The organism is Williamsia sp., from assembly GCF_036566845.1.
In the GTDB taxonomy this organism is placed as follows: Bacteria; Actinomycetota; Actinomycetes; order Mycobacteriales; family Mycobacteriaceae; genus Williamsia.
In genome coordinates this window covers 1-9930 of sequence record NZ_DATCVM010000118.1, presented here as the reverse complement: position 1 = coordinate 9930, position 9930 = coordinate 1, and the positions used below count along the sequence as shown (strand labels likewise).

Sequence of the window (9930 nt, the reverse complement as noted above, 5' to 3'; positions counted from 1 at the left end):
GCCCGAGGTGTAGATGAGGTACGCCGGATTGTCCAGCTCCAGCGGGCTGCGACGGTCGTCGCAGCTCACCGGGCGGCGTGGGGCATCCCGCAATCGGGCCACGAGAGCCGGATGATCGACGGCAACAGCCGGTGTGCCCGGCGGTATGGCGGGTGAGCTCGCGACGGTGAGACACAACCGGGCGCCCGAGTCCTCGAGGATGTGCTCGATGCGCGCGGCAGGATAACGCGGATCGACGGGGACCCAGGCCGCGCCGGCTTTCGCGGTGGCCCACAGGGCGACAATCCACTCGATGGACCGAGGGATCGCCACGGCGACAAAATCTTCCGGCCCGATACCGGAATCGATCAACAGATGGGCGAGCGCGTCGGAACGCGCGTCGAGCTGGGCGTAGGTCAGGTGTCCGGCACCTTCGCGCACGGCGATCGCGTTCGGATTCTCCGCGACGGCAGCAGCGAGGATGTCGGGCAGCACGCGCGGCCGCCGAGGCGTGGGCCCGGTGGCGGGCACGAGGGACATCTCCTCGTCACGACCGAGGATGTTGATGTCGCCGATCGGACGATGGGGTGCGGTCAGCACACCGCGCGCCACCCGCTGCAGACGCGTACCGAGACTGCGGATGGTGGCGTGGTCGAACAGGTCTGATGCGTACTCGATGTCGACGTCGATGTCACCTGGTTCGCCGGCCTCATCGAGGGTCGGGGTGATGGTGAACTGAAGGTCGAACTTGATCAGGTCCAGGGGTATGGGTTTGGCGTCCACCTGCAGATCGGGCAGATCGATGGTGATGTCGGTGATCTCGTTGACCGCGAGGCTGACCTGGAACAACGGGTGCGCCGAAGCGGCCCGATCGGGGTTGAGCTCGGTCACCACCTGCTCGAAGGGTGCATCGGCGTTGGCGAGCGCCTCTCGCGTCGTCTCTTGCAGGGTGGCGACAACATCTGCGAAAGTGTCGGACTTGCTGATCGGGGCCCGCAGGACAACGGTGTTGACGAACATGCCGACCAGTTGGTCCAGCGCGTCGTCGCCGCGGCCACCCACCGGAGTGCCCAGGGCGATGTCATCTTCGGTTGCCATGCGGCGCAGAAGAATTGCGATCAGCGCGTGGACCACGGTGAACATCGTCTGGTCGCCGGGCGCGCCGGCCAAGGTCGCGAGACCCTTGTGGATCTCCGGCCCGAGCGTCAGGGTGTGTCCACCCGCACGCATACTCGGCTGCGCCGGGCGCGGCCGATCCCGGGGCAATTCGGTCTCGGCCGGCAGGTCGGACAGCTTCTGTACCCAGTAGTCGATCTGTGCCGCCGGCGAATCGGGCTGCGCGGCGACGTGGTCGGCATCTTCAGCTGCGTCGAACCGATTCGCCTGCCAGAGGCTGAAGTCGGTGTATTGGACCGGCAGCGGGGTCCAGGCCGGGGCCTGCCCGGCATGCCGCGATGTGTACGCCGTGGACAGATCAGCGGCCAGTGGCAGCATCGACAAACCATCGGCGGCGATGTGGTGGATGACGATGACGAGTCGGTGACTGTCATCGCCCAGGCGTAGGAGATGAGCGCGGATCGGTATCTCGACTGCGAGGTCGAAGCCCTCGGCGGCGAGCTCACGGGTCCGGCGGTCGACGTCTGCCGCATCGACGTCCACCTCGTCGAGCGCGAGATCGGCCTGGTCCATGGACAGGACCTGTTGTGACGGGCCCTGCTCGTCCAGGGGGAAGAGCGTGCGCAGTATCTGCTGGCGCTGCACAACATCTCGCAAGGCCAGGGTCAGGGCATCGTGATCCAGTTCGCCGGTCAGTTTCAGCCGGAACGGGATGTTGTAGGCGCCGGATTCGGGTTCGGCGCGATTGATGAACCAGACACGTTGCTGGGCTGCGGACAACGGAATCCGGCCGGCGTCGGCAGGTGCGGTGGGGATTGCCGTCACCGGTTGGTCCGGTGCGATCGAGTCGACGCCCAGCCGCCGCAGGGCGGAGGCAAGACCCGCGGGCGTGGGCGATTCGAAGAGGGTCTTGATGCCAACCCGTCGACCGCACATGGCGCTCAGACGCGACACGACCTTGGTGGCCAGCAGCGAGTTGCCACCGAGATCGAAGAACGACGTCGACGCACTTGCCGCGGTACGTCCGAGAACATTCGAGAAGAGCTGGCACAGAGCGAGTTCGAGATCATCAGCGGGAGCCTGATGTTCGTCGGCATCGGACTCGAACCGGGGTTCCGGGAGTGCCTTGCTGTCGAGCTTGCCGTTGGACGTGGTCGGGAGGTGATCGAGTTCGACGATGACCGCCGGCACCATGAACTCGGGCAGAACCGAACGCAGGGCGCCGCGCACCGACTTTCCGTCGACACAGCCATCACCTGCCGCCGTGACGTAGCCGACCAGCATCGCGTCCGATGTCGCCGGATCCGTTCGGACCACCACAACTGCCTCGGTGATGTCCTCGAGGGATGTCAGCGCCGCCTGAACTTCACCGAGTTCGATGCGCTGGCCCCGGATCTTCACCTGGAAGTCGCTGCGGCCGATGTATTCGAGCGCGCCATCGGCCCGGCGGCGGACGAGGTCGCCCGACCGGTACATCCGCCGGCCCGGCTCGTGGGGGTTCGCGACGAACCGGTCAGATGTCAGGTCCGAACGTCCGATGTAGCCGCGCGCCAACTGATCTCCGGCGAGATACAGTTCACCCACCGCGCCTGCCGGTTGCAGTCGCAGCTGCTGATCGAGCACATACACCGCGGTGTTCCACACCGGACGACCGATGGGGACCGACGTCGAATCGGTGGTGGCACTGTTGTTCTGATAGGTGACGTCGACGGCGGCCTCGGTCGGACCGTACAGATTGTGGACGGGCGCACGGCTGATCGTCGCGAACCGGATCGCCGTGGCGGACTGCAGGGCCTCACCGCTGGTGAAGACCTGGCGCAGGGCGGACAGGTCGGCGAGAGGCTCGTCGGGGACGGACTCGAACGCCGCGGCGAAGGCGGCGAGCATCGACGGAACGAAGTGCGCAACGGTGATCTGATGCCGGGCGAACGTCTGGCGCAGATACCAGGGATCACGGTGCCCGTCGACCGAGGGAACGATCAGCTCGGCGCCGGAGACGAAGGGCCAGAAGAACTCCCACACGGACACATCGAACGTGGCGGGTGTCTTCTGGATGACACGATCGTCGACACCGATCGGGTATTCGTGTTGCATCCACTGCAGGCGGTTGCTGATGGCGCGATGACTGACACTGACACCCTTGGGTTTCCCGGTGGAACCGGAGGTGAATATGACGTAGGCGGGATGCTCGGGATGCAGCGACGTGCGCCGGTCGGCATCGGTGATCGGGGTGGCCGGTCCGGTTGTCTGCAGCCGCAGGTCGACGGTCAGTACGCGTGCGGCGGTGTCCGGGAGCTGCTGGTCTCGTTCGATCAGGATGAGCGCGGGGTCGGCCGTGTCCAGTAGCTGTTCGATCCGGTCGGAGGGATCGTCGGGGTTGATCGGCAGGTACGCGCCGCCGGCCTTGATGACCGCGTGCAGGGCCACGACCTGCGTGATGCTGCGCGGGATCATCACCGCCACCACTGATTCGGGTCCGATCCCGGCATCGATCAGCCGGTGCGCGAGATGATTGCTGCGGCAGTTGAGTTCGGCGTAGGTGTATGCGTCGTTCTGGCCGTCCGGATCGCGAGGATCGGAGTCGGCGAGCCGGATCGCCGACTGATCGGCGAAGCGGTTTCGAGCCGCGTCGAGCAGGTCCGGAAGCCGGTTGTGCGGCAACGCTCTTGCTGTGGCGTTCCAGGTGTCGAGCACCGCGTGACGTTCGCCGGGCATCAGGGTGTCCAGTTGCGACAACCGGGTCTGCGGATCGCAGGTCACCAGGGTTTCCAGGAGCGCTCGAACGCGTCGGTGATGTTGCCGGACCTCGCCGCGCGAGTACCGATTGGGATTGGCCTCGAGGTCGAACCGCATCTGGTCCGTGCCGAAGTTCTCATATACGTTGAACGACAGATCTTCGACAGGACCGGTCGAGAGCAGCTTCACCTCGCCGTGCACCGGACCGAAGTCGAGATGGCTGAAGAACAACATCACATTGACCATCGGCCCGAAGAACTCCCGGTCAGTCCCGTTGTCGGCCAACAGATCGCGACTGATGTCCTCGTGACGGAATCGTTGGTGCCGGACGGCGCTCTTGATCTGATGGTTGGTGCCGGTGAACAACTCTGCCACCGTCATCTCCGGCGGTGCCGAGACGGCGACGGGCACGACGTTGGAGGTCATCCCGGCGCTGGTGCGCAGCAGATCGGTGGTGCGCGCCGCGACGGGCAGGCTGATCATCGTTGCATTGCGCCCGGTCAGCGCCGCGAGATAGAAGCCGACGGTTGCACTGATCACCGACGCCGGCCGGACCCCGAGCCCGTACGCGACCTCACGCAGAGCGGCGGCGAGTTCTGTGCTCAGTTCGGATGATTCGGTGGTCGCGATCAGCGACGGGGACTGATCGGACGTCGAATCATCGGCCCGTGGCGCTTCGGTGCGGCAGAGCGATGCGCGGGCCGTGGCCGTCACGTCGGGATCGATGCTCTCGAACTGCTCGCTCCAGTGATCGCGGTCGTGCTGGTAGTCGCCGGAATTGCGGTAGTCGGCGTCGCCCTGCGAGATCTGTTGCATCGTCGCGGATACCGTCGGTGTGGCTTCCCGGTCCTCGATGATCGCGCCGTAGTACTGCGCCACGGCGGTGATCATGTACATCGCGCCGTATCCGTCGAAGGCGAGATGATGACCCCAGCAATACCAGATCCGGTGCTCGTCACCGAGTTCGAGGATGTAGGTCTCGAGCAGGGGGTCGACCACCAGGTCCACCGACTTGGAGCGGTGGGTGTTCATCCAGTCCAGCGCAGACCGGTGCGGGTCCACCTCGGCGCGAAAATCCAGGCGCTGCAACTGTACATCGCGGTTTCGGTCGATGGTGAGTACTGGTTCGGCATCGGTCTCGACCACCCGAAGGAGTCCTGACTCGGTGTCAATTGCGGTGTGGTGCACTGCCTTTGACAACGCATCGAGGTCGATGCCGCCACGTAACTCGATATATGCAGCGACCGACAAAGGCACGTCGGAATCGAATTGATGTGCGTACCAGATTCCTCTCTGGGCCGCTGACATCGCAAATGTGTTCTCGGACTTGCGGTGTGGCGCTGATTCTGGCCGCGCAGGTTGAACCGTGTTCTGGTTGTCCCCACAGTTCGAGCGCAGGTATGTGTTCGCCGAGGCTCGCTTCACAACGCCCCTCCCGGTGGTTGCTCGTTGTGCAGTGGTGTTCGTCTGTTGATCGTGCTGAGTGATCTTTCTGTTACCTATGTGATTGTTCGGTCCGGCATCGCGAGCAGATGGGTCCCCGTTCCCATTTGTTATCGCTACTTCGCGGCATCGATCAGTAAGTGACTCTTCATGTTCGACTGGTGACGCCGATCAGTGTTACCCTGGGCGCAGGAACTATAAACAGAGTGTCTATTTTGCCGGTGTTTGGATCGGTGTTGTCATCATCGACGTCAGCATGTCGATGATCTCGTCCGGTTCCGACTCCGACTGTTCGCCGAGTTCGGTGCGCCGTTCGAAGTCGGCGATCAGGGCGAACATCGCTGTGGCCACCGCGGCCACCCGGCGGTGTCGGGTTGGGGTGTCGCCTGCGAGTGAATTGTTGAGCTGTTCAAGGACTTTGGGCCAAGAGGTGTAACCGGTCGGAATCGACTCGTCCGGCCATGACGGCCTGGTCACCTCGAGGAACCGAGCGTAGTGCGTGCCCTTCATCTCCAGGATCGGCAGCACCAAGATGCTGATCAGATCGCGAACGGTCGGCTTTTTGCCTTGTGCATCAAACTCTTCCAGCATCCGCTCACGTTCGACCTCCATCGGTCCCAGCCGCCGTGCGACGATCGCCGCGATCAATCCCCGGCGATTACCGTAGTGGTACTGCACCGCCGAATTGTTGCGGTGCCCGGCAGCAACCGCGATGTCACGCAAAGGAACCTCGTAGCCGCGGGTCGCCATCATCCGTTCGGCTGCGTCGAGCAACTCTCGCTTGCCGCGGTCCAGGGTCGAATCGGTCATGGGATGTGGACTATCCCGCGATCAGGGCGACCCACAACGCGGCCAGCCCGATGGAGAGAACTGTCAGAAGGCTTCCGAGGATGATTCCACTCCAGGCCTGACCTTCTCCACTTTCGTACGGTCGCTCCTTGAGCTGGCTCAGCGCGATGACACCCAGGACAACACTCACCGGTGCGATCAGTGCACCGGCAAAGCAGAAGAACATCGCTGGGTACGCGACCAGCGAGGAGATCAACGCACCGGTGGCCATGGCGTTCGAGCGCGGTGCGACCACATGCTGTGGGGCCATCAAATAGGGATTGGCGTAGTAGGGCGCCTGGGCGTACTGCCCGGGATACGGGGTCTGCTGGTGCGCGACGGGGTACGGCGGATAGGCCGGGTCCAGGGCGGCGAGCGGATCGACAAACGGTTCGTACGGCTGCCAGAAGTCGGCGCCGGCGGCAGGCACGTCCGACGCGGTGGGAGCCATGGGATTCGAGGGCAACGGCGTCGTGTCGTGACCGGAAGCGCTGCCCTGCCCCTTGGTCAGGTCGATCCGGTCGCGATCGGCAAAGCCATTGCTGTCGGTCATGATTGCCTCTCAGACGAAGAGTTCATTCCACCTTAGGGGAAGCGAACTTTCCTGCCGTATGACCTGTCGCACGTTCGATCGATAGACATGAAAACGCCCGGCCGCAGAATGCGGCCGGGCGTCTTCGAGCAGTGGTGAACTCCGGTCAGCGACCGCCGCCCATCGATGCCAATGACGTGATGGCCTCGCTCGACAGCTTCCACGCGCCGTCGGTGTAAACGAATGCGAGAGGCATCGCAACCGGCTGGGGCGTGTGCGGGCTGGCAACCTCGACGGTCGCGGTGGCGGCGTTCTCGCCGTCAGCGGTCACTTCCGTCACTGTGAACTTGTCGGGGGTGTACCCGGCGGCGGTGAAGCCCTGGGCCAGGCCCGTGATCATCGCGGCGGTGGCGGGATCGTCGGAGTCGACCAGCTCGGTGTAGGTCGCCGGGTCGGTGTCGGGGGAGAGCACACCCACAACAACTTCCTGCGCGGTCGCGACCTCGAGCTCGGTAGCCGTGCCCGCGGCCTCTTCGCCGCTGGTGGAGGCTTCCGCCGAAGTTGTTTCAGCGGCAGCAGAGGCGGTGGTTGTCGACGAGTCGGAATCGCTGTCGTCGCTGCATGCGGCAACGCCGAACACGGCCAGCCCGATCAGGGCCGCGCCGGCCACGCTCTTACGAATGTTCATGTTTCCCCTTTGCGACCAAGTAGTTAGCCAACACTAACCTAAGCTATTTGCTCGTTCCAGGGCGGGCAGCACACGGTCCGGGGATGCCCGAGCGCCCCTAGAACTGGGACTTACTGATCTGGCCGGGGATTTCTACGCTGGGATGACGTCGGGGGACGTGTGCCGTCGTCAGCTTTCCTCAAGTGTCGTGGGGCAGCTGACCAGAAGAAGAGAGCCTCCAGATGAGTGTCGACAGTTCCGTATCCCCATCGCTTGCAGTTCGGATTCCGGCCCTGTCTCCACGTGAGGTCGAAGTCCTGCTGGCCTGGTTCGCCTTCGATTCCAAAGAAGAGGCGGCTGCGTCGCTGTACATCTCACAGGCCACCGTCAACACCCACATCACCAGGATCCGGTCGAAATACACACTCGTCGGCCGCCCGGCGCGCACCAAATCGCAATTGCTGGTCCGCGCGATCCAGGACGGGTACACCTCCCTCGACGACTGGTGAGTGCCGCGACCAGCGGTGATTTGTATCCGACCTGGTCTTTCACCTATGCTTGACCGGTTGCCCGCGGCACATCTGTGTGTCCGCACTTCGAGCAGCGAACCCCCTGTGGTGGATAACTGCAGGCAGGCGCGCCACCGATGGCAACAGACCGCGTGTGTCGGGACGGAAATCCGCCACACATATTCACCAGCCAGGTCAAGGAGAAAAAGTGATCCAGCAGGAATCACGCCTGCGGGTCGCCGACAACACCGGTGCCAAGGAAATCTTGTGCATCCGCGTGCTCGGAGGCTCGTCTCGGCGCTACGCCGGCATTGGTGACGTCATCGTCGCCACTGTCAAAGACGCCATCCCCGGCGGAAACGTCAAGCGGGGAGAGGTCGTCAAGGCGGTTATCGTGCGCACCACCAAGGAGCGCCGTCGTCCGGACGGTTCGTACATCAAGTTCGACGAGAACGCTGCCGTCATCATCAAGAACGAGAGCGATCCGCGTGGAACCCGCATCTTCGGCCCGGTCGGCCGCGAGCTGCGTGAGAAGAAGTTCATGAAGATCGTCTCGCTGGCTCCGGAGGTGCTCTGACATGAAGGTTCACAAGGGCGATACCGTGATCGTCGTCGCAGGCAAGGACAAGGGCGCAAAGGGCAAGGTCATCGAGTCCTACCCGCAGCGCAACCGGATCCTGGTCGAAGGCGTCAACCGGATCAAGAAGCACACCTCCGCCTCGCAGAACGAGCGTGGCGCATCCTCGGGCGGCATTGTGACCCAGGAAGCCGCCATCCACGTCTCGAACGTGATGGTTGTTGACTCCGACGGCAACCCCACGCGCATCGGCTACCGCACCGACGACAACGGCAAGCGCGTGCGCATTTCCCGCAAGAACGGGAAGGACATCTGACATGAGCACCACTGAGAAGATCCAGCCTCGGCTGAAGCTCCGCTACCGCGCGGAGATCAAGGACGCTCTCAACGAGCAGTTCGAATACGACAACGTCATGCAGATCCCCGGCGTCGTCAAGGTTGTTGTCAACATGGGTGTCGGCGACGCCGCCCGTGACGCCAAGCTGATCAACGGTGCCATCAAGGACCTCGAACTGATCACCGGCCAGAAGCCCGAGGTTCGTCGGGCCCGCAAGTCGATCGCGCAGTTCAAGCTGCGTGAGGGTATGCCCATCGGCGCCCGCGTCACCCTCCGTGGCGACCGTATGTGGGAGTTCCTCGACCGGCTCGTCTCGATCGCGCTGCCGCGTATCAGGGACTTCCGTGGCCTGAGCGATCGTCAGTTCGACGGCAACGGCAACTACACCTTCGGTCTCAACGAGCAGTCGATGTTCCACGAGATCAACATCGACAACATCGATCGGCCTCGCGGCATGGACATCACCGTCGTCACCACCGCGACCAACGATGACGAAGGTCGGGCACTGCTGCGTCAGCTCGGCTTCCCGTTCAAAGACCCCAACGCGAAGGACAACTGACATGGCAAAGAAGGCGCTGGTCAACAAGGCCAACAAGAAGCCCAAGTTCGCCGTGCGTGGCTACACCCGCTGCAACCGTTGCGGACGCCCGCACTCGGTCTTCCGCAAGTTCGGCCTGTGCCGTATCTGCTTGCGCGAGATGGCACACGCGGGCGAGCTGCCCGGTGTCCAGAAGTCCAGCTGGTGATTTCCAGCTTCGGCTGAACGCTCCACTTCTACAAAGACGCTCCACCTACAGGTGGAGCGTCTTTGTGTTTGTGGAGCGTTCGGCGGCCTCAGGGCCTGTTCTTGCGTCGTTGTGCCTGACGTCGTGCGGCCCGGTTGGGTCCGGTGTTCGGAGTGATCCGAGGTCCTCGTCGCCGGCCGTTCCTGGTCGGCGGGATGCCCTTGATCTGCTGATGGTCGGGTTGCAGCGTATAGCTCTCCGACCACGGGAAGTGTCCACCCTTGTCGGGCCTGACAATTTGCAGCGCAGGTGAATTCGGAAAGAGTTCGTTGGTGATCCGTAGGTCTTCCTTGTCGATGAGTTCGATCAGCCGGACGGGGACTTCGAGCGATCGGAGGGAGAGCTCGGCGCATTCGTCAGAGCGCGCAACAAACCCACCCCGTCCAGTCAAACCCACCTGTTGCAACAGGTGGGTTTGACT

10 protein-coding genes are annotated in these 9930 nt (G+C 63.6%); 5 read left to right on the top strand and 5 right to left on the bottom strand.

What is annotated here, in order from left to right; translation table 11 throughout:
* The 4 genes from VIQ49_RS11130 to VIQ49_RS11115 all read right to left on the bottom strand — a co-directional run.
* Positions 1-5256: amino acid adenylation domain-containing protein (locus VIQ49_RS11130; protein ID WP_331884446.1), on the bottom strand; the 5256-nt coding region annotated here is incomplete at its 3' end.
* Positions 5257-5484: 228 nt separating this feature from the next.
* A complete protein-coding gene (locus tag VIQ49_RS11125) occupies positions 5485-6084 on the bottom strand; it encodes a TetR/AcrR family transcriptional regulator (protein ID WP_331884444.1) in 600 nt (199 codons plus the stop codon).
* Positions 6085-6094: 10 nt separating this feature from the next.
* Positions 6095-6655, bottom strand: coding sequence for a DUF4190 domain-containing protein (locus VIQ49_RS11120; RefSeq protein WP_331884442.1), 561 nt, complete (start codon positions 6653-6655; stop codon positions 6095-6097).
* A 145-nt stretch (positions 6656-6800) separates the two neighbouring features.
* The gene (locus VIQ49_RS11115; RefSeq protein ID WP_331884440.1) at positions 6801-7322 is read right to left on the bottom strand and encodes a DUF4878 domain-containing protein; all 522 of its coding nucleotides are present in this window, start codon (positions 7320-7322) and stop codon (positions 6801-6803) included.
* A gap of 221 nt (positions 7323-7543) precedes the next feature.
* Here VIQ49_RS11115 and VIQ49_RS11110 point away from each other — a divergent pair, with 221 nt between their 5' ends.
* From VIQ49_RS11110 to VIQ49_RS11090, 5 genes are all read left to right on the top strand, one after another.
* Positions 7544-7810: a LuxR C-terminal-related transcriptional regulator gene (locus tag VIQ49_RS11110; protein WP_331884438.1), complete on the top strand. Its 267-nt coding sequence runs from the start codon at positions 7544-7546 to the stop codon at positions 7808-7810.
* A 208-nt stretch (positions 7811-8018) separates the two neighbouring features.
* Complete coding sequence (rplN, locus tag VIQ49_RS11105) at positions 8019-8387, top strand: 50S ribosomal protein L14 (RefSeq protein ID WP_020109916.1); 369 nt, start codon at positions 8019-8021, stop codon at positions 8385-8387.
* A 1-nt stretch (position 8388) separates the two neighbouring features.
* Entirely contained in the window at positions 8389-8703 is a 315-nt protein-coding gene (rplX, locus tag VIQ49_RS11100) for a 50S ribosomal protein L24 (RefSeq protein WP_020109915.1), read from the top strand.
* Between the two features lies 1 nt (position 8704).
* Positions 8705-9283, top strand: coding sequence for a 50S ribosomal protein L5 (rplE, locus tag VIQ49_RS11095; RefSeq protein WP_020109914.1), 579 nt, complete (start codon positions 8705-8707; stop codon positions 9281-9283).
* A gap of 1 nt (position 9284) precedes the next feature.
* Entirely contained in the window at positions 9285-9470 is a 186-nt protein-coding gene (locus VIQ49_RS11090; protein ID WP_023955966.1) for a type Z 30S ribosomal protein S14, read from the top strand.
* Between the two features lie 88 nt (positions 9471-9558).
* Here VIQ49_RS11090 and VIQ49_RS11085 read toward each other — a convergent pair.
* The coding region (locus tag VIQ49_RS11085; RefSeq protein ID WP_331884434.1) for a DUF4262 domain-containing protein at positions 9559-9930 on the bottom strand (372 nt) is incomplete at its 5' end.

Excerpts from the sequence above, each read along its gene's own strand:
- VIQ49_RS11110 (WP_331884438.1), top strand. The coding sequence starts at position 7,544 with ATGAGTGTCGACAGTTCCGTATCCCCATCGCTTGCAGTTCGGATTCCG.
- VIQ49_RS11120 (WP_331884442.1), bottom strand. The coding sequence starts at position 6,655 with ATGACCGACAGCAATGGCTTTGCCGATCGCGACCGGATCGACCTGACC.
- rplE (WP_020109914.1), top strand. The coding sequence starts at position 8,705 with ATGAGCACCACTGAGAAGATCCAGCCTCGGCTGAAGCTCCGCTACCGC.
- VIQ49_RS11115 (WP_331884440.1), bottom strand. The coding sequence starts at position 7,322 with ATGAACATTCGTAAGAGCGTGGCCGGCGCGGCCCTGATCGGGCTGGCC.
- rplX (WP_020109915.1), top strand. The coding sequence starts at position 8,389 with ATGAAGGTTCACAAGGGCGATACCGTGATCGTCGTCGCAGGCAAGGAC.
- VIQ49_RS11090 (WP_023955966.1), top strand. The coding sequence starts at position 9,285 with ATGGCAAAGAAGGCGCTGGTCAACAAGGCCAACAAGAAGCCCAAGTTC.
- VIQ49_RS11125 (WP_331884444.1), bottom strand. The coding sequence starts at position 6,084 with ATGACCGATTCGACCCTGGACCGCGGCAAGCGAGAGTTGCTCGACGCA.